Annotated in this window: 26 protein-coding genes and 1 pseudogene; 13 read left to right on the forward strand and 14 right to left on the reverse strand. The window is 72.0% G+C overall.

Annotated features, from left to right (window positions below; translation table 11 throughout):
• Positions 1-17: 17 nt before the first annotated feature.
• The 6 genes from K2X24_RS03220 to K2X24_RS03245 form a co-directional block, all read right to left on the reverse strand.
• Complete coding sequence (locus K2X24_RS03220) at positions 18-863, reverse strand: ATP-binding cassette domain-containing protein (protein WP_292494584.1); 846 nt, start codon at positions 861-863, stop codon at positions 18-20.
• Between the two features lie 101 nt (positions 864-964).
• Positions 965-1,747, reverse strand: a complete 783-nt coding sequence (ssuC, locus tag K2X24_RS03225) for an aliphatic sulfonate ABC transporter permease SsuC (protein WP_292494586.1) — start codon at positions 1,745-1,747, stop codon at positions 965-967.
• Between the two features lie 5 nt (positions 1,748-1,752).
• Entirely contained in the window at positions 1,753-2,718 is a 966-nt protein-coding gene (locus K2X24_RS03230) for an aliphatic sulfonate ABC transporter substrate-binding protein (RefSeq protein ID WP_292494588.1), read from the reverse strand.
• Between the two features lie 13 nt (positions 2,719-2,731).
• The gene (msuE, locus tag K2X24_RS03235; protein WP_292494589.1) at positions 2,732-3,322 is read right to left on the reverse strand and encodes an FMN reductase; all 591 of its coding nucleotides are present in this window, start codon (positions 3,320-3,322) and stop codon (positions 2,732-2,734) included.
• Positions 3,323-3,651: 329 nt separating this feature from the next.
• On the reverse strand, positions 3,652-4,728 hold the full coding sequence (locus tag K2X24_RS03240; RefSeq protein WP_292494591.1) for an HD domain-containing phosphohydrolase: 1,077 nt from the start codon (positions 4,726-4,728) through the stop codon (positions 3,652-3,654).
• On the reverse strand, positions 4,725-4,961 hold the full coding sequence (locus K2X24_RS03245) for a hypothetical protein (protein ID WP_292494593.1): 237 nt from the start codon (positions 4,959-4,961) through the stop codon (positions 4,725-4,727). The genes K2X24_RS03240 and K2X24_RS03245 overlap by 4 nt, the downstream gene beginning before the upstream one ends.
• 45 nt (positions 4,962-5,006) lie before the next feature.
• On the opposite strand from K2X24_RS03245, the gene K2X24_RS03250 reads away from it, so the two are divergent.
• The 7 genes from K2X24_RS03250 to K2X24_RS03280 all read left to right on the forward strand — a co-directional run bounded on the left by K2X24_RS03250 (position 5,007) and on the right by K2X24_RS03280 (position 9,444).
• Positions 5,007-5,507 (forward strand): TIGR00645 family protein, encoded by a 501-nt coding sequence (locus tag K2X24_RS03250; RefSeq protein WP_292494595.1) that lies wholly within the window; start codon positions 5,007-5,009, stop codon positions 5,505-5,507.
• A gap of 43 nt (positions 5,508-5,550) precedes the next feature.
• A complete protein-coding gene (locus K2X24_RS03255; RefSeq protein ID WP_238280099.1) occupies positions 5,551-5,874 on the forward strand; it encodes a DUF2293 domain-containing protein in 324 nt (107 codons plus the stop codon).
• A 131-nt stretch (positions 5,875-6,005) separates the two neighbouring features.
• Positions 6,006-6,215, forward strand: a complete 210-nt coding sequence (locus tag K2X24_RS03260; RefSeq protein WP_055948660.1) for a TOBE domain-containing protein — start codon at positions 6,006-6,008, stop codon at positions 6,213-6,215.
• A 5-nt stretch (positions 6,216-6,220) separates the two neighbouring features.
• A complete protein-coding gene (locus K2X24_RS03265) occupies positions 6,221-6,766 on the forward strand; it encodes a hypothetical protein (RefSeq protein ID WP_292494604.1) in 546 nt (181 codons plus the stop codon).
• A gap of 157 nt (positions 6,767-6,923) precedes the next feature.
• Positions 6,924-7,820, forward strand: a complete 897-nt coding sequence (gene mepA / locus K2X24_RS03270) for a penicillin-insensitive murein endopeptidase (RefSeq protein ID WP_238280101.1) — start codon at positions 6,924-6,926, stop codon at positions 7,818-7,820.
• Positions 7,821-7,873: 53 nt separating this feature from the next.
• Positions 7,874-8,764: an aldose 1-epimerase family protein gene (locus K2X24_RS03275; RefSeq protein WP_292494606.1), complete on the forward strand. Its 891-nt coding sequence runs from the start codon at positions 7,874-7,876 to the stop codon at positions 8,762-8,764.
• On the forward strand, positions 8,761-9,444 hold the full coding sequence (locus K2X24_RS03280; RefSeq protein ID WP_292494608.1) for a TenA family protein: 684 nt from the start codon (positions 8,761-8,763) through the stop codon (positions 9,442-9,444). The genes K2X24_RS03275 and K2X24_RS03280 overlap by 4 nt, the downstream gene beginning before the upstream one ends.
• A 23-nt stretch (positions 9,445-9,467) precedes the next feature.
• On the opposite strand, the gene K2X24_RS03285 is transcribed toward K2X24_RS03280, so the two are convergent.
• Both K2X24_RS03285 and K2X24_RS03290 read right to left on the reverse strand, forming a co-directional pair.
• Positions 9,468-9,722, reverse strand: coding sequence for a hypothetical protein (locus K2X24_RS03285; RefSeq protein WP_292494629.1), 255 nt, complete (start codon positions 9,720-9,722; stop codon positions 9,468-9,470).
• A gap of 473 nt (positions 9,723-10,195) precedes the next feature.
• Entirely contained in the window at positions 10,196-10,912 is a 717-nt protein-coding gene (locus K2X24_RS03290) for an HAD family hydrolase (RefSeq protein ID WP_292494610.1), read from the reverse strand.
• 238 nt (positions 10,913-11,150) lie between these two features.
• Here K2X24_RS03290 and K2X24_RS03295 point away from each other — a divergent pair, with 238 nt between their 5' ends.
• The 3 genes from K2X24_RS03295 (at position 11,151) to K2X24_RS03305 (ending at position 12,918) form a co-directional block, all read left to right on the forward strand.
• Positions 11,151-11,471 carry a PetM family of cytochrome b6f complex subunit 7 gene (locus tag K2X24_RS03295; protein WP_238280105.1) on the forward strand — a complete coding sequence of 107 codons (321 nt, stop codon included), beginning with the start codon at positions 11,151-11,153 and terminating at the stop codon, positions 11,469-11,471.
• 177 nt (positions 11,472-11,648) lie between these two features.
• Positions 11,649-11,927, forward strand: coding sequence for a hypothetical protein (locus K2X24_RS03300; RefSeq protein WP_292494612.1), 279 nt, complete (start codon positions 11,649-11,651; stop codon positions 11,925-11,927).
• A 34-nt stretch (positions 11,928-11,961) separates the two neighbouring features.
• Positions 11,962-12,918 carry an ABC transporter ATP-binding protein gene (locus tag K2X24_RS03305; protein ID WP_292494614.1) on the forward strand — a complete coding sequence of 319 codons (957 nt, stop codon included), beginning with the start codon at positions 11,962-11,964 and terminating at the stop codon, positions 12,916-12,918.
• Between the two features lie 7 nt (positions 12,919-12,925).
• On the opposite strand, the gene K2X24_RS03310 is transcribed toward K2X24_RS03305, so the two are convergent.
• From K2X24_RS03310 to argH, 3 genes are all read right to left on the reverse strand, one after another.
• Entirely contained in the window at positions 12,926-13,561 is a 636-nt protein-coding gene (locus tag K2X24_RS03310) for an invasion associated locus b family protein (RefSeq protein WP_292494616.1), read from the reverse strand.
• 162 nt (positions 13,562-13,723) lie between these two features.
• Positions 13,724-14,044, reverse strand: coding sequence for a hypothetical protein (locus K2X24_RS03315; RefSeq protein WP_292494618.1), 321 nt, complete (start codon positions 14,042-14,044; stop codon positions 13,724-13,726).
• A 98-nt stretch (positions 14,045-14,142) separates the two neighbouring features.
• On the reverse strand, positions 14,143-15,528 hold the full coding sequence (gene argH / locus K2X24_RS03320) for an argininosuccinate lyase (protein ID WP_292494620.1): 1,386 nt from the start codon (positions 15,526-15,528) through the stop codon (positions 14,143-14,145).
• A gap of 54 nt (positions 15,529-15,582) precedes the next feature.
• Here argH and K2X24_RS03325 point away from each other — a divergent pair, with 54 nt between their 5' ends.
• Entirely contained in the window at positions 15,583-16,209 is a 627-nt protein-coding gene (locus K2X24_RS03325; protein WP_292494631.1) for a TlpA disulfide reductase family protein, read from the forward strand.
• Between the two features lie 285 nt (positions 16,210-16,494).
• Complete coding sequence (locus K2X24_RS03330) at positions 16,495-18,183, forward strand: methyl-accepting chemotaxis protein (protein WP_292494622.1); 1,689 nt, start codon at positions 16,495-16,497, stop codon at positions 18,181-18,183.
• 30 nt (positions 18,184-18,213) lie between these two features.
• Here K2X24_RS03330 and K2X24_RS03335 read toward each other — a convergent pair whose 3' ends face one another.
• The 3 genes from K2X24_RS03335 to K2X24_RS03345 all read right to left on the reverse strand — a co-directional run bounded on the left by K2X24_RS03335 (position 18,214) and on the right by K2X24_RS03345 (position 21,209).
• The gene (locus tag K2X24_RS03335; protein ID WP_292494624.1) at positions 18,214-18,891 is read right to left on the reverse strand and encodes a haloacid dehalogenase type II; all 678 of its coding nucleotides are present in this window, start codon (positions 18,889-18,891) and stop codon (positions 18,214-18,216) included.
• A 9-nt stretch (positions 18,892-18,900) separates the two neighbouring features.
• Positions 18,901-20,436: a murein biosynthesis integral membrane protein MurJ gene (murJ, locus tag K2X24_RS03340; RefSeq protein ID WP_292494626.1), complete on the reverse strand. Its 1,536-nt coding sequence runs from the start codon at positions 20,434-20,436 to the stop codon at positions 18,901-18,903.
• Positions 20,437-20,609: 173 nt separating this feature from the next.
• Complete coding sequence (locus K2X24_RS03345) at positions 20,610-21,209, reverse strand: superoxide dismutase (protein ID WP_243910825.1); 600 nt, start codon at positions 21,207-21,209, stop codon at positions 20,610-20,612.
• 208 nt (positions 21,210-21,417) lie between these two features.
• On the opposite strand from K2X24_RS03345, the pseudogene K2X24_RS03350 reads away from it, so the two are divergent.
• Positions 21,418-21,952 (forward strand): annotated as a pseudogene (locus K2X24_RS03350) (hypothetical protein); the annotation flags it as partial.

The raw sequence follows: 21,952 nt of genomic DNA on the forward strand, positions 1-21,952 counted from the left end.
TGGAGGCGGGGCCGCGCTCAGGCCTGCGCGCGCTCGGACAACAGGTGGTCGAGGATGCGGCCTTCCAGGGCCGCGAGGTCGGCGTCGCCCCGGCGGCGCGGGCGCGGCACGTCCACGGCGACGTCGAGGGCGATGCAGCCGGCCTCCACCACGAGGATGCGGTCGGCCATCGCCACGGCCTCGGCGACGTCGTGGGTGACGAGTATCGCGGTGAACCCCTGCGCCCGCCAGATCCGCTCGATCATGGCCTGCATGTCGATGCGGGTGAGCGCGTCGAGGGCGCCCAGCGGCTCGTCGAGGGCGAGCAGCCCCGGACGGCTGACGAGGGCGCGGGCGAGCGCCACCCGCTGGCGCTGACCGCCCGACAAGGTCGCGGGCCAGTTGCCGGATTTCTCCGAGAGACCGACCTCGGCCAGCGCCGCCTGCGCCTTGGCGCGGCGCTCCGCCTTGCGGCCGCCCTCGCCGAGGCCGACCGCCACGTTGTCGACGACCCGGGCCCAGGGCAGCAGGCGCGGCTCCTGGAACATGATGCGCTTCGGGGGCGTGCGCGGACCTTGCGATTCGAGGGCGATCCGGCCGGCGCTCGGCTGCTCCAGGCCGAGGATCAGGCGCAGCAGGGTGCTCTTGCCGCAGCCCGAGCGCCCGACCACGGCCACGAACTGCCCGGCCGGGATGTGGAGGTCGAGGCCCTCGATCACGGTGTGGCCGTCGAAGTCCTTCCGCAGGTCGCGGATCGTGACGCCGATACCGGCGGCGGAGGGCGCGGGCGCGGCGCGGGCCGGCGCCTTCGGGGCGGCGACCCCGCGGGGTTTCGGGTCTCGGATCTGGCTGTCCTCGGGGACGCGGAGGGCGGTGGCGAGCATGGGGCGGACCGTCGAAGGGGAGATGGGTTTGGGAGAGAAGCCGCGGGGCGTCGAGGTTCGGGCGCTCCCTTCCCGCAAGGGTGAGGGGAACACGCGTTACCTCACGCGTTCCGGTAGGCCGGGTTCCAGGCCAGGAACCGGCGCTCTAGCAGCCGGGTCACCGCATCGGCGGCCTTGCCGAGGCCGGCATAGATGACGATCGCCAGCACCACGACGTCGACGAGCATGAACTCGCGGGCCTGCATCGCCATGTAGCCGAGCCCCGAGGAGGCCGAGATCGTCTCGGCGACGATGAGCGTCAGCCACATGATGCCGAGCGCGTAGCGCAGGCCCACGAAGATCGAGGGCAGCGCCCCGGGCAGCACCACGCGCAGGAACAGGGTGGTGGGCGACATGCCGTAGACCCGACCCATCTCGACGAGTTGCGGGTCGACCGAGCGGATGCCGTGCAGGGTGTTGGCGTAGACGGGGAAGAACACCCCGATGGCCACGAGGAAGAGCTTGGCCTCCTCGTCGATGCCGAACCACAGGATCACCAGCGGGATCAGCGACAGGTGCGGGATGTTGCGGATCATCTGCAGCGTGGTGTCGGTGAGGCGCTCCGAGAGCCGCGACAGGCCGTTGGCGAGGCCGAGCGCGAAGCCGATGCCGCCGCCGATGAGGAAGCCGACGGCCGCGCGGGCGAAGCTGATCGAGAGGTTGGTCCAGAGTTCGCCGCTGCGCGCCGCCTGCCAGCCCGCCGCCACGACGCCCGAGGGCGCCGGCATGAAGCGGGTCGAGACGAGGCCGGTGGAGGCGGCGACCTGCCAGCCGAGCAGGATCGCGGCGGGCACGAGCCAGGGCGTCAGGCGCTCCAGGGTGCGGGTGTGGAACGAGGTCGTCATGGGGTTCAGCCCTTGCTCGCCGGGGGAGCCGGCGGCGTCCACACGGCATCGCGGACGCGGATGGAATTGGCGATCAGGCCCAGCGCCTGGAAGCGGTCGGCCACGCGCTGCTGGCCGGCGATGACCGTCTCGGAGAGCGGAGCGATGACGTAGACGCTGCGGTCGACGGCGCGCTGGGTCGCGTCGAGGGGCACGCCGGTGCCCTTCGACAGCAGCGCGGCGACCTCCGGGCGATGCGCCTCGCACCAGGCCGCGACCTCAGCCAGGGCGCCGACCACGGCCTGGACCACGGGGGCGTTGGCTTGCGTGAAATCCCGGTTGCCGAGGAAGAAGTTGGTGGGCTTCTCGATCTCGGCGGCGCTGGCCAGGATGCGGATGCCGGGCTGGCGCTCGGCGATGGCGAAGTACGGGTCCCAGATCGCCCAGGCGTCGACGGCGCCCCGCGCGAAGGCGGCGGCCGCATCGGCGGGCGCCAGGGTCACGGGCTCGATGTCGGCATAGGCCAGGCCGGCCTTCTCCAGGGCGCGGACGACGAGGTAATGCGCGCTCGACCCCTTGGCGAAGGCGACGCGCCGGCCCTTGAGGTCGGCGAGCGTCGTCAGGGGCGAGCCCGGCGGCACCAGGATCGCCTCGCCCGAGCCGCCCGCATCCTGGGCCGCGACGTAGAGCAGGGTGTTGCCGGCGGCCTGGGCGAAGACCGGGGGCGGCGCGCCGGTCTGGCCGAAATCGATGGCGCCGACCCCGAGGGCCTCGAGGACCGGGGGGCCGAACGAGAACTCGGTCCAGCGCACGGAGACGCCGAGGGGCTTCAGCGCCTGCTCGATCGCGCCCTGTTGCTTGGCGACGACGAGGATGCCGTTCTTCTGATAGCCGATCCGGAAGGTGCCACCCTGGGCCCGCGCCGGTCCGCTGGCCGGCCCGGGCAGGGCCGCCGCCAGGGCACCCGCGAGGAGGTTGCGTCGGGAGAGCATCGCCGGGCGCCCCTCAGCCGGCGCTGGCGAAGGCGGTGACCGGGGCGTCCGGCGTCCCGGCGCGTGCCGCCCGCGCCTGGAGCAGGTCCGCGAGCTGGCCCGCCGCGTCCTCGATGCGGGCCTTCACGCCGGGGTCGACGAGGACGCCGTCGCGAAAATCCGCGTCCGAACCGTAGACCGCGCTGGGGATGGTGTGGGCGCTGAAGAACCCGAAGAGCGGGCGCAAGGAATGCTCGACCACGAGGGCGTGGCGCGCGCCGCCGCCGGTGGCCGAGAGGATCACGGGCTTGCCCACCAGGGCCGCCGGATCGACGAAATCGAACAGGTGCTTGAACAGGCCCGTATAGGCGCCCTTGTAGACCGGCGAGCCCACGATCAGCGCGTCGGCGCCCTCGATGGCCTCGACGATGCGGCGGGCCGGCAGCGGCAGCAGGTCCCGGGACCAGGCCGCGCCGAGGCCGGTGCCGGCATCCAGCATGTCGAACAGACGAATGTCCGCCCGCAGGTGCGCGCCGACCGCCTCGGCGAGGGATTCGGCCAGCGCCCGGGTCTTCGAGGGGCGTTGGAGGTTGGCGGTGAAGCCGACGATGCGGGGCAGCGACATGAAAGGACTCTCGCTCGGCGGCAAGACCTCGGGACGCGAGCGTGCCATCGCTCAAGACGAGCGCTGGTCCACATCGGCGTATTTCAAGATCTTGGCTCTGTAGAAGGGCTCGACGCACAGATAATTCTGTGGCGCCGTTCTGAGGAAAACGTGCCCGCTACGGACCCGAGAATCAATGAAACGTTCTTTTGAAAGCATCTGGCCCCGGAGAGAAACGCTCCGGATATCGCGAGCCTGGGAGAGAATCGCTTTCGAGGGGCATTATCCTGCCGGGATTCGGGCATCCGGCCCGAAATTTTGCCGCGGCGGACGCGCCGGGCCCCGCCCCCTCACGCCACCGCGGCGTCGGGGATGGCCTGCAGCACGACGCGCTCGAAGGCCCGCAGGAGGTCGGCATCGAGCCGGGGAACCATGTCCAGCATCAGGGCGTGGGCCTGCCCGTGCGGAAGCCGGTCGCGGTAGGGCCGACGCTCGGTGAGCGCCGAATGGATGTCGCAGATCGTGACGAGGCGCACGAGGTCGGGGATCGCCGCGCCCGCGAGCCCGTCGGGGTACCCCGAGCCGTCGAGCATCTCGTGGTGATGGCGCACCACCTGAAGGGTCTGCGCGTCGAAGCCCTCCTGGTCGCGCAGGAGGTCGGCCCCGATGGCGGGGTGGGTCTGCATCACCGCCATCTCGGCGGGGGTGAGCCGGCCGGGCTTGTTCAGGATCTCCAGGGGGATCTTCGCCTTGCCGAGGTCGTGCAGCAGGGCCGCCCGGGCCAGGCGCATCTGGTCGGCGCGGGGCAGGCCGAGGCCGGTTCCGAAGGCGGCCGCGTAGCCGGCGACGCTGAGGGAATGCTGGTAGAGTTGCTGGTCATGGCGCTCGACGGCCTCCAGCCAGGTCCGGATACCGCATTCGGAGATCGCCTCGAGGATGACCTCCGTCCCGGCATCGGCCTCGGCCGGAGTCAGGACGCGGCCCGCCCCGGCGGCCTCGAAGACGCGGGTAACCATGGCGTCGGCGACCCGCGCCAGGTTCTCGGCCCGCGCCGCCGTCGCGGCGCCCGGGACCGGGCGCTCCCCGGTCCGGCGCGAATCGACGAGGCCGAACAGGGTGGCGAGCACCATCGTCCGGGGCGCGTCGGCCCGCAGGGTCCGGGTGGCCGAGACCGCGCGGCCGATGGCGTCGGCCTGGTTGGTGAGTTGCAGGGTCGCGATGCAGGAGGCGTGCAGCCGCGCCACCCAGGCGCGGGCCAGGGCGGCGTTCCGGCTGACGTCCACCACGGCGACGGCCGGCAGGGCGGCGGGCAGCGGCTCGCCCGGCTCGATGCAGCGGCAGGCGACCACGTTCTCGACGGCGCGGGCGAGCAGGGCCGCGAGTTGCGGCCGGTCCGAGACGATGAGAACCGTGTTGGTCTGGGTCACGAGCGGATCCGGTCAAACAGGCGCGCGGTCCGGCCTTCCGCCCGACCACCGATATTTGACAGAAAATCTTTAGCGAACGCTTCACGATAAATCATCCCGAATTCATCGGAATGCCGGCGCCGCCCCCGAGGTCCGGCCATGCCGGCCTCGCCCGACGCGTTACACGCCCCCTCGTGCGCCTTGCCCGGCCCGGCCCCCGCATGCGACATGCCCGCGTCGCGTGTGACGGTCATCGCCCGGGCACCCGGGGCGAGACCCTGGCGGAGGATTTTTCAGGCATGGAACGTCTTTTCGAGCAGGTCCTGTTCGCGAGCCGCTGGCTCCTGGCGCCATTCTACGGGGCCCTGGCGATCGGCATCCTGGTGCTGCTGGTCAAGCTGCTCCAGGAACTCTTCCATTTCGTGCCGCACATGTGGGACGCCACAGAATCGCAGGTCGTGCTCGGCGTGCTGACCATGGTGGATCTCTCGCTGACCGCCTCGCTGCTCATCATCGTGATGTTCTCCGGTTACGAGAACTTCGTCTCCAAGATCGACCATGCCGATCACAAGGACTGGCCGGCCTGGATGGGAACGATCGACTTCACCGGCCTCAAGCTGAAGCTCGTCTCGTCCATCGTCGCCATCTCGGCGATCTCGCTCCTGAAGGCGTTCATGGACGTGAAGGCCATGAGCGACCGGGATCTGGCCTGGCTGGTGGGCATCCATATGGTCTTCGTGGTCTCGGGCCTCCTGATGGCGCTCACCGACCGCGTGATCGCCGGCCACCACGACCGCTGACACCGAACGAGGCCGGAGCGACCCGGGCGATGGGAGACACGCGATGAACAGGCGGGAGGCGGTCGCGGCGGCGCTGGCGCAACTCGCCCCGCGCCTGCCCGCGTTCGAGAGCGAGGCGGTGACCGACCGGGCCCTGGCGAGCCCCGGCCTGCGCAACGCGCGGCCGGACAACGCGGCCTGGCTCGCCCTGGTGGCCTATGCCCGCCACGTCTTCACCGAGTACGACGACCTGCTGGCGGACGGCTACGATCGCGACAGCGCCCGCCACTTCGTCCTCGACGACCTCAACGCCGCCCTCGCCGAATGGGGCTCGCGCCGCCGGGTCTCGGAGGAGGAGAGCGCGCCGGAGGAGGACGAAGCCCCGTGAGCCCGATCACGGTCGCGCGGGCTCCGGTGCTGGGTTGCATCCGGACGGGTTGCACCGCGCCGGCGTGAACGGCATCGTCCCGCCGCGTCGGCCCCCGTCCGGGCCGGCCCAACCCAAGGGAATCCGTCGACATGAAGATCAGCGCGCGCAACGTCCTCAAGGGCAAGGTCGTCTCGGTCGAGAAGGGGGCCACCACGGCTCATGTGAAGATCGAGATCGCCGGCGGCCAGCTGGTCACCGCCTCGATCACCAACGAATCCGTCGACAGCCTGAAGCTGACCGTGGGTGGAGAGGCCTACGCCGTGGTGAAGTCCTCCGACGTGCTGGTCGCGGTGGATTGAGGGCGATGCGCCGGCTCGCCGCGACGGCGCTCCTCGCGCTGTTCGCCACCTGTGCGGGTCCCCTCGCGGGGCCCCGGGCGCAGTCCTCCGGCGGTTTGCCGGCCGCGGATCCGGCGGCCTGCACGCAGTTCGACTGGTCACTCCTGCGCGAGCAGGCCTGGTTCTCGGCCTCCAGCCTGCCGCGGGTCGAATCCGGCGACACCCTGGCGGCGGCGATGCCGGCCGCCATCCTGGTCCTGAAGCCGCAGGACGCGGTCGCCCCGCCCTTCGCGCCCTCGCGGGAGTCCAGGCCCGGGGCCCGGGGCGGCGTGCTGCACCTCGCGGCCCCGCTCGCTCCCGGCGCCTACCAGGTCACCCTGTCGGACCGGGCCTGGATCGATGTGAGCCAGGACGACCGGACCACCCGGCCCCCGATCGCGAGCACGATGCGACCCGGCTGCCCGATGCTGGCGAAGAGCGTGCGGTTCCAGCTCGGCACCGCGCCGATCACCCTCCTGGTGAGCGATGCGGCCGTCGATACGATCCGGATCGCCGTGGCGCCGGTGGAGTAGGGCGACGCCGCGGACCCTCGACGGGGCGATCCCCGATGGACTAGCGTGGCTTCGAGACCTTAATTCCTCGCCCATAGTAGATCCTCGGCGCCCCGCCCGGCGGGGACGCGATCCCGGGAGCCCTCCGCTGACCCTTCGCCTCCGCCTTGCGACGCTCGTGCTCCTCGGCTCCTGCCTCGGCCTGCCCGCCGAGGCCCAGGACCGGGGCAGCGTGAACCCGAAGCCCCTGCCGCCGCTGGCCAACCCGGACGCCCCGGACACGCCGGCCAAGGCCCTGTTCGGCCGCGCCCTCACCCCGGCACCGGGCCCCGCCCATGCCTACGGGTCCTATGCCAAGGGCTGCTTCTCGGGGGGCGAGGCCCTGGCCGTCGACGGACCGAACTGGCAGGTCATGCGCCTGTCGCGCAACCGGATGTGGGGCACCCCGCCCCTGGTCGAGTTCCTCGAGCGGCTGGCCGCCAAGGCGCCCCGCATCGGCTGGAACGGCCTCCTCGTCGGCGACATGTCGCAGCCGCGCGGCGGCCCGATGCTCACCGGCCACGCCTCGCACCAGCTCGGCCTCGACGCCGACATCTGGCTGACCCCGATGCCCGACCACCGCATGAGCCGGACCGAGCGCGAGGAGACCTCCGCCACCAACGTGGTCCGGCCCGACCGTCTGGACATCGACCCGCAGGTCTGGACCCCCGAGCACCTCAAGCTGATCCGGATGACGGCGCAGGAGCGCGAGGTGGCGCGCATCTTCGTCAACCCGGCGATCAAGAAGGCCCTGTGCCGCGAGGCCGGCGGCGACCGCGCCTGGCTCTCCAAGGTGCGGCCGATGTACGGGCACAACTACCACTACCATATCCGCCTCGCCTGCCCGGCGGGCCAGGACCAGTGCGGCGACCAGGCCCCTCCACCCTCCGGCGACGGCTGTGGCGAGGAACTGGCCTACTGGTTCAGCGACGCGATCATGAACCCGAAGCCCGCCACGAAGCCGCCGCGCCCGAAGCCGCCGATGACGATGGCCGCGCTTCCGGCCGCCTGCCGGGCGGTGCTGAAGGCGCGCTGATCCCTCCCACCGCGCCCCGCGAGGGCGGCGGCCAGCCGGACGACAGGATACAGATGGGCGAACGGATCACGATCACGGCCGGCGACGGCACGCAGGCGGTCATCGACGCCGACGGGGCCGAGCCCGTCTCCTGGGAGGTCGGGGGCCGCGCGTACCTCTGGAGCGGCGACCCCGCGCACTGGAACCGGCACGCGCCCTGGCTCTTCCCGGTGGTCGGCGCCTCCTGCGGCGGCACGGTCCATGTGGGGGACCAGGCCTACCCCATGCCGCAGCACGGCTTTGCCCGCGACCTGCCCTTCACGGTGATCGAGCGCTCCGGCGACAGCGTGAGCCTGCGCCTCACCGACAGCGCGGAGACCCGGGCGCACTACCCTTACGCCTTCCGCCTCGACATCGTCGCGCGGGTCGGGCCCGGCCTCCTCGATTTCGAGGTCTGGATCGAGAACACCGACGCGGTGCCCCTGCCCTACGGGCTCGGCTTCCATCCGGCCTTTCCCTGGCCCTTCGCCGGGGGCACCCGCGCCGCCGGGGGCGGCTACGCGGTCCGCTTCGAGCACCCCGAGCGGCCCTTCGTGCCGGAAGTGGGCCCGGGCGGCCTGCTCCTGCGCGACGAGCGGCCGATCCCGCTCGCGGGCGACACCCTGCCCCTCGACCCGGCGCTCTTCACCGAGGCCCTGGTCTTCCGGGATGCGGCGAGCGCCTGGATGCGCTTCACCGGCCCCGACGGCACGGCGATCCGCCTCGCGGTGTCGGATTTCCCCCATCTGGCGGTCTGGACCAAGCCGACGGCCCCGTTCCTCTCGCTGGAATGCTGGACCGGCCACGCCGACTGGGCGGGCTTTGCCGGCGACCTCACGGCCCGGGATTCGCAGCGCCTTCTGGCGCCGGGCGCCCGCGCCCGTCACGGCGTCACCCTGTCCTTCGAGCGGGAGACCCGGGCATGACCGACACCGTCTCGTCCGAAGCCTTTTCAGCACAGGCCTGGGCGCGCAACGCGGAGGCCTACGAGGCCATCCGCACCATGGCGTTCAACGCCGAGCTCGCCGCCGGCAGCCTCGCCCGGGCGCGCTTCATCCACTACATCGTGCAGGACGCGCATTACCTCGTGGGCTTCGGCCGCGCCCTGGCGCTGGCCGCCGCCAAGGCGCCGGACCCCGACCGGATGGTGCAGTTCGCCCGCGCGGCCGAGACCGCCATCGTGGTAGAACGCTCGCTCCACGGCGGCTTCTTCCGCGATTACGGCATCGACGCCGCGACCTTCACGGGCACGCCGCTGTCGCCCCCGTGCGACCACTACGTCTCCTACCTCCTCGCCACCGCCTATGCGGAGCCCTACGAGGTGGTGCTCGGCGCGCTGCTGCCCTGTTTCTGGATCTATGCCGAGATCGGCCGGGACATCTTCTCCCGCGCGCGGGCCGACAACCCGTACCGCGCCTGGATCGACACCTATGCGGGCGAGGATTTCGCCCGGGCGGTGGCCGAGATGATCGCCGCCACCGACGAGGCGGCCGCGGGCGCCTCGCCGGATGTCCGCGCACGGATGCACCGGGCCTACGCGCAGGCCACCCGCCTCGAATACCTGTTCTGGGACGGGGCCTACCGCGAGGCGCGCTGGCCGGTCTGACACAAGCGGCCGGCGCTCCGGGCTCACACGGCCTGGCGGCGGCCCAACCGCGCGCCGATCCGATGGCGGAAGCGGTCGCGGGCGGCGCGCGCCGCCTGCTCGACGCTGCGGAAGACCGCACCGTCGAGGGGGTCGAAGTCGCGGTTCGAGGAGAAGAAGCGCACGCCGCCGGGCTCCGGCACGGCGATCCCGGCGGCGATCTCGCCGACCTCGATGATCCGGGCCGGCGCGGGCTCGGCATGGAGGCGGTTGCGGGCGCGCTCCGCCCGGTGATCCACGAAGGCGGGGGCCGCGTGCAGGCGATTCAGCGCCCGCTCGGCCTCGATCTGAAGATGAGACATGACAAGGAACTCCGGTGGCCGGCGCGAGGCCGGCGGGACAACGAACGGTGGGACGCGACGCAGAGGTCAGCGTCGACAGCAGCCGCGTTGGGACCGGGAAGCCGAGGACCGGAGGAGCGAGGCATCGCCCTGTCGGAGGATTGCGTTGCAGACAGTCACGGCAAGTCATCCTTTCCAGGAAGGACCACGAGGCGCGCGCGCATCGCGGTGCTTTAGCGTTTGATGACGCGGCGCAAGCTACACACTTCAAATCACCGCGGTGCGGCGACACGCAGGGGCGTCGCCGAACGTCTTGAAGATGCTCATCGCGTTGGGTTTCGTCAACGGATCGATCTTCCGAATGCAGCATCGTTCGTGGCAGAAAGGGCCCCGCTTCGATGCCGGCGGGGATGCTTCCTGCGCGAACGCCTTCAGGCAGCCGCGAGCACGGCGGCCAGATCCCCGTAATCGCGAAAAATCCGGGCCGCGCCGGCCCGCGTCAGGTCGGCGGCGGCGGGGTCGTGATTCCAGTGGCCGCCGCCGCTGAAGCCGACGACCCGCATGCCGGCGGCACGGGCCGCCGTGACGCCGGGCACGCTGTCCTCGATGACGAGGCAAGCGTCGGGCGCCACGCCCATCGTGGCGGCGGCGTGGAGGAACAGGTCCGGCGCCGGCTTGCCCCGTGCCACCATGCTCGAGGAGAAGATTCGCCCCTCGAACAGCGCCAGCAGCCCGGTGAGCCCGAGGGAATGGCGCAGCCGCACGGGGTCGCTGCTGGAGGCGACGCAGGAGGGCAGGCCGAGGGCGGCGACCGCCGCCGCGACCCCGGCGACCGCGCGCAGCTCCGTGTCGAAGGCGCGCAGCGTGTCCGCCTTCACCGCCTCGACGAAGCCGTCCGGCGCCGCGACCCCGTAATCGCGCGCGATGTGCTCCATGATCGAGACCATCGAGGTGCCGGCAAAGCGCGCCCGCACGGTCTCGACGTCGATGGGCACGCCGATGCGGTTCAGGCCGGCGGTGAGGCGCGCGAGGCTGATCGGCTCGCTGTCGACGAGCACCCCGTCGCAATCGAAGATCACCAGCCCGAGGGGCGGTGCGGTCTCGCCGGGCGCGGGCAGCGGATCGAGGAGCGTTGAGGCGTCGGGCATGGGTCCGGGTCGGGTCTCGGGTTGCGGCCGGGCCGCGCGCGCCGCGCGGCCCCGTGCCCGCATATGGCGCGCTCGCCATCCGGCGCAAACCGCGAGGTCCGCAGGCTCCGGACTTGCTGTCTTCCGGGGCGATGGCACGTTCAGCGATGGCACGTTCAGCGATGGCTTGCGCCCGCCGGCCCGCCCTCCTACTCAAACCCAGGGCCGGCGCGGATGCCGGCGGGTGCGATCGGGTGCGATGGTCCGTTTCCTCAGCCGCTTCCTCGGCCTCGTCTTCCTCGCGGGCGGCTTCGTCTGTCTCGTCTACGACGGCGCCCGCTCCATCGCGAACAATGCCCTGCGCATCACCAGCGTCAGCGACCTCGCCTTCACCCTGTTCAAGGACCGGGCGAGCGCCCTGCAGGGCACGGTGGAGGGGGTGGCTCCCTGGCTCTGGCAGATCCTCGTACTGCCCCTGACCCTGGCGCCCGCCGCCCTGCTCGGCCTCGTGATCGGTGCCGTCCTGCTCTGGATCGGCCAGCCGGCCCGCGAGCGCATCGGTTTCCTCAGCGGTCCCTGAAACGATCCGTGCGCGCGTGCCGTTTGGCACCCCGCCGGACCCGCATGCGTCGCGGACAATGGCTCAGGCGCCATATTGTTTACCGCTGTCCGTCGTAGACACGGCAGACGTGTGGGGCCACGACGTCGCCTCGGCCTCGCGCGCGACCTTCGAACCCTGTCAGGGATTGTCCTCCTCATGTCCCGCATCGCCGTCCTCAGCGCCCTGACCGTCCTGCTCGGTGCCGCGCCGTCCCTGGCGCAGCCGAGTTCCGGGGCGCCGGGCCCCGTCCCGCGCAACATCACCTCCACCGGCGTCACGAAGCCGCCGAGCGGCGGCGGCGCGGCGAAGGCCCCCTACACCCGCGCCTCCACGGAGGCCGACATGGCCAAGGCCCAGCGCGCGGCGGCCGCCCGCGACAAGGCCTGGGACACCAAGATGCGCACTACCATGGGCTCGATCTGCAAGGGCTGCTGAGGCGAGGGCTGCTGAAGTCGGTCCGGACCGCGCCGTGATCCGCCTCGAGGGGGTGAGCAAGCGCTTTCCGGGCGCCGAGCGTCCCGCCGTGGACAATGTCGACCTCGCGGTGGAGGACGGCAGCGTCTGCGCGCTGATCGGGCCCTCCGGCTGCGGCAAGTCCACCACCCTGCGCATGGTGAACCGGTTGGTAGAGCCGGATGCGGGCCGGGTCCTGGTGGCGGGCGAGGACGTGACGCGGGGTGATCCCGTCGCCCTGCGTCGGCGCATCGGCTACGTGCTCCAGGGCGTCGGCCTGTTCCCCCACCGTAGCGTCGCCGAGAACGTCGCCACCGTGCCGGGCCTGCTGGGCTGGAAGCGGGCGCGGATCGCCGAGCGCGTGGACGCGATGCTCGACCTCGTCGGCCTCGATCCGGCCGAGTACCGGACGCGCCGCCCGCACGAACTCTCCGGCGGCCAGCGCCAGCGCGTGGGCGTGGCCCGGGCGCTGGCCGCCGACCCGCCGGTCCTCCTCATGGACGAGCCCTTCGGCGCGGTGGATCCCCTCGCCCGCGACCGGCTGCAGGGCGAGATCCGCGCCATCCTGCGCCGCTTGCGCAAGACCGTGCTGATCGTCACCCACGACATCGACGAGGCCATGCGGATGGGAGACCGCGTCGTGCTCATGCGCGCGGGCCGCATCGTCCAGGCCGATGCGCCGGAGCGCCTGCTCGCCGCCCCGGCGGACGCCTTCGCCGCCGGGTTCGTGGGCCAGGACCGCGCCCTGCGCCGCCTCGCGCTGATGGCCGCCGGCTCCCTGGGCAGCCCCGGCGCCGTGCCGGGCGCGCCTACGATCGCGGCGTCGGCCTCGCTGCGGGAAGCGCTGTCCCACCTCCTCGCCACCGGCGCCGACGGACTGAATCTCATCGGCGACGGCCCACCGGCCCATCTCACCCTCGCGGCGATCCGCGCCGAGGCGGCACGGGCGGGCGAGGCGGCGGGCCGGGCTTAGAGCCGGTTTACTTGCACTCCTCGCGGGCGCGCTTCATCGCATCGCCGAAGCCCGCCAGGGCGTACTCGTCGCTGGTGGGATTGCCGCGCAGCGACGTGGCCTTGATCTGGAGCTTCGGGGTCCGGGTCATCTCGGTGACCACGCGGGTCTCCTCGGCCGGGTTCTGGAGCCAGGCGTTGCTGTCCTTCGTCACGAGGCCGTAGCGGGTGGCCCCGAGGTTGAGGGTCGGGTCGGTGGCGGCGGGGCCCGCATTGGCCTTGGCCTGGCTGCTCGCGGGCTTGGCGGGGAAGCCCAGCATCACCGCGACCTCGTTGGCCACGTTCTCGGCCTTGCGCACGGTGACGAACAGGTAGGCCGTGTCGCGCTTCAGGGTCTTCAGGGAGCGTGTCTGGGGCTGGGCGATGGCGTAGCAGACGCGGGTCTTGCCCTGGCCGTTGGCGAAGACGTTCCAGTCGCCGAAAATCGCCACCGGCGTCGCCTGCTGCATGCCGGGGGCCGTCACGGGCGCCTTCTCGCGCCCGCGCCGGCGCTTCTTGCCCGGGGCCTCCGGCTCCTCCGGGGCGGCCTCCTGGGCGAAGCCCGGCGTCGCGCCGAGGGGATGGGGCAGCGGCACCAGGGGCGCCACGGCGGTCAGGACGATCATGGCGGCTCCGAACCGGAGACCGCGCCACAGGACAGGAATCATGAAGGACCCTTGGAAGGACGCCGCCGGGCCGAAAGACCCTGACATTCGTCCGAAATTGCGTCCGAAATCGCGGCGCCCGCACGCGCCGGTTTCATGCGGAGGTCTGGGACCGGCGGCGCCTCAGACGGCGTGGGCTTCGGGCGCGAAGCCCGCCGGCATCGGTATGGCCGCGAGCGCGGCGGAGAGGACGGCTCCCTGGCTCCCGTCCGCCCCCGCCCCGGGCAGCACCTGCTCGGGCGCCGTCCTCTCGACCTCCGGGGCGCGCGGCAGAGGGCGCGGCTTCGGATCGTTGTAGGGCGTGTTGTAGCACTTGCGCACCGAGGCCCAGAAGGCGTCCCGGTCGGTGTCGGTCAGGCGGCCAAGGACTGCGTCGATCCGCTGAATGGCTTCGGCCGCGAGGGCGGGGACGTCGTCTGGCGCGATCCGGCTGTCGGCGGGCATGGGAGATCTCCGAAGGGCTCGGGGCAGGTCCTACACAGCATCACATAGCTGAGCCGTGAACGCACCTGCCCGGTGCGTGGTTCATCGGGCCGGCCGGGTCAGGCGTTCCCCAGGGCGCCGAGCCAGCGGGTCGCCTGCGCGCGCACGTTGTCCGGGGCCGTGCCGCCGTAGCTGGTGCGGCTCGACACCGAGTTCTCGACGCCGAGGACCGCGTAGACGGCTTGCGTGATGCGCGGCTCGGCCTCCTGCATCTCGGCCAGCGAGAGCGCCTCCAGCCCGACATCGCGGGCGGAGGCCACGCCGACGAGGCGGCCGGTGACGTGGTGGGCCTCCCGGAACGGCAGGCCGAGTTCGCGCACCAGCCAGTCGGCGAGATCGGTCGCCGTGGCGTAGCCGGAGCCGGCGGCGCGCGCCAGCACGGCTGCGTTGGGCTCGAGGTCGCGCACCATGCCGGTCATGGCGGCGAGACACAGGGAGAGCGCCTGGAGCGCGTCGAAGGTGCCCTCCTTGTCCTCCTGCATGTCCTTCGAATAGGCGAGCGGCAGGCCCTTCATCACGATGAGGAGCCCGGTGAGCGCGCCGATGACGCGGCCGGATTTGGCCCGCACGAGTTCGGCGGCGTCCGGGTTGCGCTTCTGCGGCATGATCGAGGAGCCGGTGGTGTAGCCGTCCGACAGCCTGACGAAGTTGAACTGGGCCGAGGTCCAGACCACGAGCTCCTCGGCGAAGCGCGAGAGGTGGACGGCGCAGATCGAGGCGGCGGACAAGGATTCTAGCGCGAAGTCGCGATCGGCGACGGAATCGAGCGAGTTCGCGGTCGGCCGGTCGAAGCCGAGCGCGGCGGCGGTGGCGTGCCGGTCGATGGGGAACGAGGTGCCGGCGAGCGCCGCCGCGCCGAGCGGGCACTCGTTGAGCCGCGCGCGGGCATCGCGGAAACGGCCGCGGTCGCGGGCCAGCATCTCCACGTAGGCGAGGCAATGGTGCCCGAAGGTGACGGGCTGGGCGGATTGCAGGTGGGTGAAGCCCGGCATCACCGTGGCCGCGTGCGCCAGCGCCTTCTCGGCCAGCGCCCGCTGCAGGTCGGCGGCCTGGGCGTCGAGGCTGTCCAGGGTGTCGCGCACCCAGAGCTTCATGTCGGTGGCGACCTGGTCGTTGCGCGAGCGCGCGGTGTGCAGACGCCCGGCCGCCGGGCCGACGATCTCGGTCAGCCGGCTCTCGACGGACATGTGGATGTCCTCGAGTTCGCGGCGGAACACGAAGCCGCCCGCCTCGATTTCGTCGCGCACGGCCTTGAGACCGTCCTGGATCGCGGCCACATCGGCGGATGGCAGGATGCCGGCCTCGCCCAGCATCGCCACATGCGCCAGCGAGCCGCGGATGTCCTGGGGCGCGAGGCGCTTGTCGAACCCGATGGAGGCGTTGATCTCCTCCATGATCTCGGCGGGGCCGCTCGCGAAGCGCCCGCCCCACATCCGGTTGCTCATGCTGTCAATGACCCTTCCCGCCCTTCGCCCCGCCTACTCGGGCAAGCAACGATGATGCCCGGCATCCGTGCGACCCTCGCCGGCGGAGCCGTCCTCGCCGCCGTCCTCGGCACGTGGCTTGCCGTATACGGGACGGGCTCGACCGGCGGCAACTCCGCCCCTTGCGCGGACTCCGCCGGGGCAGCGGCCCGAATCGCGCCCCTGGCGCGGGGCGAGGTCGCCGCCCTCCAGGTCGCGGCCCTGCCGGTGCCGGCGCCCGCCCTCGCCTTCCGGGGGCCGGAGGGCGCCGAGGCGACCCTGGCGGACGTGGCGGGCCTGCGTCTCGTGAACCTGTGGGCGACCTGGTGCGCGCCCTGCAAGGCGGAGATGCCGGCCCTCGACCGGCTCCAGGCCCGGCTCGGCGGGCCGGATTTCACCGTGGTGGCGATCAACGTCGACACCCGCAATCTCGACGCGCCCGCCGCCTGGCTCAAGCAGAACGGCATCGCGCGGCTCGCCTACTACGCCGATCCGGGCGGGCGCGTGCTGCCGGCGATCCAGAAGGCCACCGGCTCCCTCGGCCTGCCCACGACCCTGCTCGTGGACGGGCGCGGCTGCACCCTCGGCGTGATGAAAGGGCCGGCGGAGTGGGACAGCGCGGACGGCATCAGGTTGATCGAGGCCGCCCTCGGCCGATCCTGACGGCGCCGCTGTGCGGACGGCGCACCTGCTAGGGATGCGGCATCGATTCCCACGGACCGAGGCCGAACTAGAATTCTCTCATACAGGACTGGAATGAGTCCTACGGCGGTCTGAAGTCGTACGATCTTCGTCGCAGAATTATTCCCCGATCTTGAAAAAATCCCGCATCTCCCGGCGACCAGGCAAGTCTAACGAAGGCGATTCACCGGTTCGCGGGCGGGGACGATATTTTAATCTCCGGGGGGCAAGTTCGATGCTCTGTTCTCGAACTCGGCCCGTCGCATCATGTCGCTCGCCTCTCTGTCCATCCGAACGAAGCTGTTCCTCAGCTTCGGGCTCGTTTTCCTCCTGGTGGCGGGGATCGGAGGGTCGGCCCTGATGCAGTTGCACGCGGTGAACGAGGTCGCGCGGGAGATGCGCGACGAACGGCTCCCGAACGTGCAGTTCCTCGGCAAGATCCAGGTGCTGGTGCTGCGTCAGCGCGTGAACGGCGGCCGGCTCATCACCGCCGATACGCCCGCCCTGCGCGGCGACGTCACGGCCACGCTGGCCAAGCGCGAGGCCGAGATGCGGGCGATCCAGGCGGCCTATGCCCGGCTCCCCGCCACCGCAGAGTCCCAGGCCCTCTACCAGACCTTTCAGACCGAGTGGGCGAGCTACCTGAAACTTCAGGAGGGCATCGTCGCCCAGGCGCAGGGGGGAGACCTGGCCACGGCCCAGCGCACTTACAACACCGAGATGTCGGTCCGCATCAACGCGGTTCTGACGGCCCTTCAGAAGCTGGTCGAACTCGAGGAGCGCAGCGCCAGCGCCAGCGGCGCGCACGCCCAGGACACCTACGACACCGCCCTCCTCACCACCACCGTCCTGATCGGGATCGCCCTGCTGATCGCGGCCGGTGCCGCCATCGGCCTGACCCTCGGCGTCAGCCGCCCCCTGCGCCGCATGACCGACGCGATGGGCCGCCTCGCCGACGGCGACACCACCGTCGCCGTGCCGGGAATCGGGCGCGGCGACGAGATCGGCGCGATGGCGGGCGCCGTCCAGGTCTTCAAGGACAACATCACTCGCACCCGCGCCCTCGAAGCCGAGACCGCGGCGGCCCGGGCCGGTGCCGAGGCCCTGCGCCGGGAGACCATGCGCAATCTCGCCGACCGGTTCGAGGCCGCGGTGGGCGGCGTCGTGGCCCAGGTCGGTACGGCGGCGGCGCAGCTGCAGGCCACCGCCGGCAGCATGTCGGTCAATGCCGGCGAGACCGCCCAGCGCTCCGTCACCGTGGCGGCGGCCGCCGAGGAGGCCTCCTCCAACGTCACCACGGTGGCGGCGGCCGCCGAGGAACTCGGCTCCTCCGTGGTCGAGATCGGCCGTCAGGTCCAGGGCTCGGCCACCCTCGCCCGCGAGGCGGTGACCGAGGCCGGCCAGACCGCGACCTTCGTGCGCGACCTCAGCGAGGCGGCCCAGCGCATCGGCGACGTCGTGGCGATGATCTCGACCATCGCGGGCCAGACCAACCTGCTGGCGCTCAACGCCACCATCGAAGCGGCGCGCGCCGGCGAGGCGGGCCGTGGCTTCGCGGTGGTCGCGGCGGAGGTGAAGGAACTCGCCAACCAGACGGCCCGGGCCACCGACGAGATCACAGGCCAGATCGCCCGCATCCAGGCCTCCACGGGCCAGGCGGTCGAGGCGATCGGCGGCATCACCGGACGCATCCGCGAGATCAGCGATGTCGCGACCTCGATCGCGGCGGCCGTCGAGGAGCAGGGCGCGGCCACCCAGGAGATCGTGCGCAACGTCGCCCAGGCCTCGGTCGGGACCGGCGAGGTCACCCAGAACGTCGCGGGCGTGGCCGGGGCCGCCGAGGAGACGGGGGCCGCCGCCGCCCAGGTGCTCGCCTCGGCCTCCGCCCTCGCGCACCAGTCCGACGCGCTCGGCGGACAGGTCGCCCAATTCCTCGCCACCATCCGGGCGGCCTGAAGGCGGCGATCCGGGCGGCCTGAAGGCTGCTCAGAGCAGGGCGTCGAGGCTCCCGATCACCCGGTCGGGCGGGTGATCCGGGTACTCCTCGGGCAACCCCGTGCGGTTGACCCAGACCGGCCGGAACCCGAAGGCGGCAGCCCCCGCCACGTCCCAGCGGTTCGAGGAGCAGAACAGCACGGCGCCGGGGGCGGCGCCGAACCGCTCCGTGGCGAGGCGGTAGGCGGCCGGGGCGGTCTTGAAGGTCCGGGCGGCCTCCACCGAGAGCACCGCGTCGAGGTCGTCCGCCAGCCCGGCCGAGGCCACCGCCCGTTCCAGCATGCCGGCGTCCCCGTTGGACAGGATCGCGGTGCGCCAGCCCGCCGCGCGCAAGGCCCGGAGCGTGCTGGGCACCTCCGGATAGGCATCGAGGTCGCGATAGGCGTCGAGGAGCGGCGCCCGCAGGGCCCGGTCGACGCCGGGGCAGCGGGCCAGCGCGTAATCCAGGGCCTGCTCGGTCAGGTCCCAGAACGGGGCGTGGCGCCCCATCAGCCCGAGCACCCAGGAATATTCGAGCTGCTTGGCGCGCCAGGTCTCCGACAGCCTGTCCGCGTCCGGGCCGATCGCCCCGGCATGGCGCGCCACCGCCGCGTGCACGTCGAACAGGGTGCCGTAGGCGTCGAAGACGGCGATGCGGGGGGACTCTGCATTGTGGGGAGAATCGGGCATGCGGTCTCCTCAGGCGCGCCGCAGGCGGATGCCGAGCAGGCGCAGCGTCGCCAACAACAGGCCCGCATAGACCAGCGTTCCGGCGAGCCCGAGGACGCCGAGCACCGCGATCTCGCGCAAGCGCGGCAGGGCCGGCACCACGGCCTCGGCCACGGGCAGCCCGTAGAGGGCGGTGGCCGCGAGCGCCGCGCAGGCCACCACCACTCCCACGACGGTGACGCCGAGGGTCCGGCCCGGCGCCATCCAGCCGCGCCGCCAGGCCAGCGCCACCAGGAGGCCGAGATTGATCCACTGCCCGATGGCGGTGGCGAGCGCGAGGCCGGTGACGCCGTAGGGTCCGGTCAGCACCACCTTCAGGGCGACGTTCACGGCGATGGCGGTCAGTGAGGCGATGAGCGGGGTCATCGTGTCCTGGCGGGCGTAGAAGCTCGCCAGCGCGCTGCGCAGGAGCACCACGGCGGGCAGCGCCAGCCCGTAGGCGGCGAGCACCGAGGCCGCGCGGGCGGCGTCCTCCGCCCCGAAGGCGCCGCGCTGGAACAGGGCCGCCATGATCAGGCCCGGCAGGGTGAGAAAGGCCACCGTGAAGGGCGCCGCGAGGGCGAGGGAGAAGCCCGCCGCCCGGTTCTGGGCCGCATGCGCCCCGGCGACGTCGTCGCCCGCGATGCGCCGGCTCATCTCGGGCAGCAGCACCGTGCCGGCCGCGATGGCGATGACCCCGAAGGGCAGCTGGTAGAGCCGGTCGGCGTACCACAGGGCCGAGATCGCCCCGGTGGGCAGCAGGCTCGCCAGGATGGTGTCGGCGAAGGCGGAGATCTGGAAGCCGGCCGAGCCGATCACCGCCGGTCCCAGCACCGTGAAGAAGCGCCGCATCGCCGGATCACTGAGCGTCGGCGCGGCCAGCCGCGGCGCGATGCCGGTGCGCCGGCAATCCCACCAGACCAGGGCGAATTGCAGGACGCCCGAGACCGAGACGCCCCAGGCGGCGGCGTAGGCGGCGTTCGGGAAGAACGCGGAGAGACCGAGGGCCGCCAGCATCGACAGGTTGAGGAGCACGGGGGCGCCGGCCGCCACCGCGAAGCGCCGGTGGGCGTTGAGGAGGCCGGAGTACAGGGTCACCAGGGTGATGAAGAGGAGGTACGGGAACGTGATCCGGGTCAGCGAGACCGCCAGGGCGAAGCGCTCCGGGTCCTCGGAAAAGCCAGGGGCCAGGGCCCGCACCACCCAGGGCATCGCCGCCAGCGCGAGCGCCAGGACGCCGATCTGAACGAGGAGCATGAGGGTGAAGATGCGGTCCGCGAAGGCCCGGGCCGCGCCGGCTTCCGCGCGGTCCAGCTCCGCGAGGCCCGCGTAGCTCGGCACGAAGGCGGTGTTGAAGGCGCCCTCGCCGAAGATCGCCCGGAAATGGTTCGGCAGGCGGAAGGCCACCACGAAGGCGTCGGCCACCGGCCCGGCGCCCAGGATCGCGGCCATCGCCACGTCGCGGGCAAAGCCGGTGACGCGGGAGACCAGCGTCCAGCCGCCGACGGAGAGGATGCTGCGAATCATGGGGCTCGCTCGAGGGACGTCGCGATCCCTCCCCCCTCTGCGGGGAAGGGTGCCTGCGGGGCAGGCGGGAGGGACTCGTGCGCCTGCGATCCGGGTGACGAACAGGCTTGGGACCGGACACGGCAACGCCGCGAGCCGGGTGACTCGCGGCGCGGCTCGACGGGCGGGAGACCTTACTTGGTGGCTTCGCCGTACATGGCCTCGACGTGCTCCCAGTTCACCAGGTTCTCGATGAACGCCTTGAGGTAGTCGGGCCGACGGTTGCGGTAGTCGATGTAGTAGGAGTGCTCCCAGACGTCGACGCCGAGGATCGGCTTGGCGCCGTGCACCAGGGGGTTCTCGCCGTTCGGGGTCTTCATGATGGCGAGCTTGCCGTCCTTGACCGCGAGCCAGGCCCACCCGGAGCCGAACTGGCCGATACCGGCCTGGATGAAGTCGGCCTTGAACTTCTCGAAGCCGCCGAGATCCTCGTCGATCTTCTTGGCGAGCGCGCCCGGGGCGGCGCCGCCGCCGTTGGGCTTCATCCACTGCCAGAAATGGATGTGGTTGTAGTGCTGGCCGGCATTGTTGAAGAGCGGCTGGTTGTTGCCGTAGGCCGAGGTCAGGACCTCCTCGACGCTCTTGCCCTCGAGCCCCGTGCCCTCGAGCAGCTTGTTGCCCGTGTCCACATAGGCCTTGTGGTGCTTGTCGTGGTGAAACTCGAGGGTTTCCTTCGACATGTAGGGGCCGAGCGCATCGTAGGCGTAGGGCAGTTCGGGCAGGGTGAAGGTCATGGGCAACTCTCCGTCTCGTGAGACATCGGCGCAACGGCGGGCACCGCCGCCGCACCAACGCGCCGATACCTAAGTCGATGCCCCGGCGAAGTCGATGCCCCGGGCCGGTCGATGCCCGCGCGGCGGCGGCATCGGATTTTGCAAATGCCCGCCAGACCTTTAGTGTGCGCGCCGCACCCGTCAGGTGCAGGCGTTTGTCGAGAAGTCCATGAGCATCGCGCTGTTCGCGCTGGCCGCCGTCATGATCGTCGGGGGCATCGTATCGGTCATCCAGGGCTTCCCCTTCGTACGGCTCGAAAGCGGGCTCGCCATGACCATCGCGGGCGCGACGACGGCCTCGGCGGGCGCCGTGGTCCTCGGGCTCGCCGTGATCGCCCGCCGCCTCGGCACCCTCGCGCAGGCTCTGCGCGCGGCGCCGAGCGCCGAGGCCCTGCCCGTCGAGACCTCCGAATCCGAGCTGCCGGCCTCCCTGCGCCAGCGCCCGAGCCTCGCAGCCACGGCCGCCGGCCTCGGCGCCCTCGGCGGCGCGGGTCTCGGGGCCGCCGCCCTGCGCCCCGGCCGGGAGCCGACCTTCTTCGATCCGGCGCCCCCGCCGCCCGCTCCCGAGGCGACGGCCTCCGTCGAGCCTCTGCTGCCGAACCTGCTGCCCGAGGAGGACGCCTCGGCCCGGCCGCCCGAACCCGATCGCGAAGCGCTCCATCTCGAAGAACTCCATCCCGAAGAACTCCATCCCGAAGAGCCCT

The sequence above is a fragment of the Methylobacterium sp. genome, assembly GCF_019750675.1.
GTDB lineage: Bacteria > Pseudomonadota > Alphaproteobacteria > Rhizobiales > Beijerinckiaceae > Methylobacterium.

Bases quoted from the DNA above. Each gene is read 5' to 3' on its own strand.
- K2X24_RS03220 (WP_292494584.1), bottom strand. From the start codon at position 863: ATGCTCGCCACCGCCCTCCGCGTCCCCGAGGACAGCCAGATCCGAGAC.
- ssuC (WP_292494586.1), bottom strand. From the start codon at position 1,747: ATGACGACCTCGTTCCACACCCGCACCCTGGAGCGCCTGACGCCCTGG.
- K2X24_RS03230 (WP_292494588.1), bottom strand. From the start codon at position 2,718: ATGCTCTCCCGACGCAACCTCCTCGCGGGTGCCCTGGCGGCGGCCCTG.
- msuE (WP_292494589.1), bottom strand. From the start codon at position 3,322: ATGTCGCTGCCCCGCATCGTCGGCTTCACCGCCAACCTCCAACGCCCC.
- K2X24_RS03245 (WP_292494593.1), bottom strand. From the start codon at position 4,961: ATGACCGTCACACGCGACGCGGGCATGTCGCATGCGGGGGCCGGGCCG.
- K2X24_RS03250 (WP_292494595.1), top strand. From the start codon at position 5,007: ATGGAACGTCTTTTCGAGCAGGTCCTGTTCGCGAGCCGCTGGCTCCTG.
- K2X24_RS03255 (WP_238280099.1), top strand. From the start codon at position 5,551: ATGAACAGGCGGGAGGCGGTCGCGGCGGCGCTGGCGCAACTCGCCCCG.
- K2X24_RS03260 (WP_055948660.1), top strand. From the start codon at position 6,006: ATGAAGATCAGCGCGCGCAACGTCCTCAAGGGCAAGGTCGTCTCGGTC.
- K2X24_RS03265 (WP_292494604.1), top strand. From the start codon at position 6,221: ATGCGCCGGCTCGCCGCGACGGCGCTCCTCGCGCTGTTCGCCACCTGT.
- K2X24_RS03275 (WP_292494606.1), top strand. From the start codon at position 7,874: ATGGGCGAACGGATCACGATCACGGCCGGCGACGGCACGCAGGCGGTC.
- K2X24_RS03280 (WP_292494608.1), top strand. From the start codon at position 8,761: ATGACCGACACCGTCTCGTCCGAAGCCTTTTCAGCACAGGCCTGGGCG.
- K2X24_RS03290 (WP_292494610.1), bottom strand. From the start codon at position 10,912: ATGCCCGACGCCTCAACGCTCCTCGATCCGCTGCCCGCGCCCGGCGAG.
- K2X24_RS03295 (WP_238280105.1), top strand. From the start codon at position 11,151: ATGGTCCGTTTCCTCAGCCGCTTCCTCGGCCTCGTCTTCCTCGCGGGC.
- K2X24_RS03300 (WP_292494612.1), top strand. From the start codon at position 11,649: ATGTCCCGCATCGCCGTCCTCAGCGCCCTGACCGTCCTGCTCGGTGCC.
- K2X24_RS03310 (WP_292494616.1), bottom strand. From the start codon at position 13,561: ATGATCGTCCTGACCGCCGTGGCGCCCCTGGTGCCGCTGCCCCATCCC.
- K2X24_RS03315 (WP_292494618.1), bottom strand. From the start codon at position 14,044: ATGCCCGCCGACAGCCGGATCGCGCCAGACGACGTCCCCGCCCTCGCG.
- argH (WP_292494620.1), bottom strand. From the start codon at position 15,528: ATGAGCAACCGGATGTGGGGCGGGCGCTTCGCGAGCGGCCCCGCCGAG.
- K2X24_RS03325 (WP_292494631.1), top strand. From the start codon at position 15,583: ATGCCCGGCATCCGTGCGACCCTCGCCGGCGGAGCCGTCCTCGCCGCC.
- K2X24_RS03330 (WP_292494622.1), top strand. From the start codon at position 16,495: ATGTCGCTCGCCTCTCTGTCCATCCGAACGAAGCTGTTCCTCAGCTTC.
- K2X24_RS03335 (WP_292494624.1), bottom strand. From the start codon at position 18,891: ATGCCCGATTCTCCCCACAATGCAGAGTCCCCCCGCATCGCCGTCTTC.
- murJ (WP_292494626.1), bottom strand. From the start codon at position 20,436: ATGATTCGCAGCATCCTCTCCGTCGGCGGCTGGACGCTGGTCTCCCGC.
- K2X24_RS03345 (WP_243910825.1), bottom strand. From the start codon at position 21,209: ATGACCTTCACCCTGCCCGAACTGCCCTACGCCTACGATGCGCTCGGC.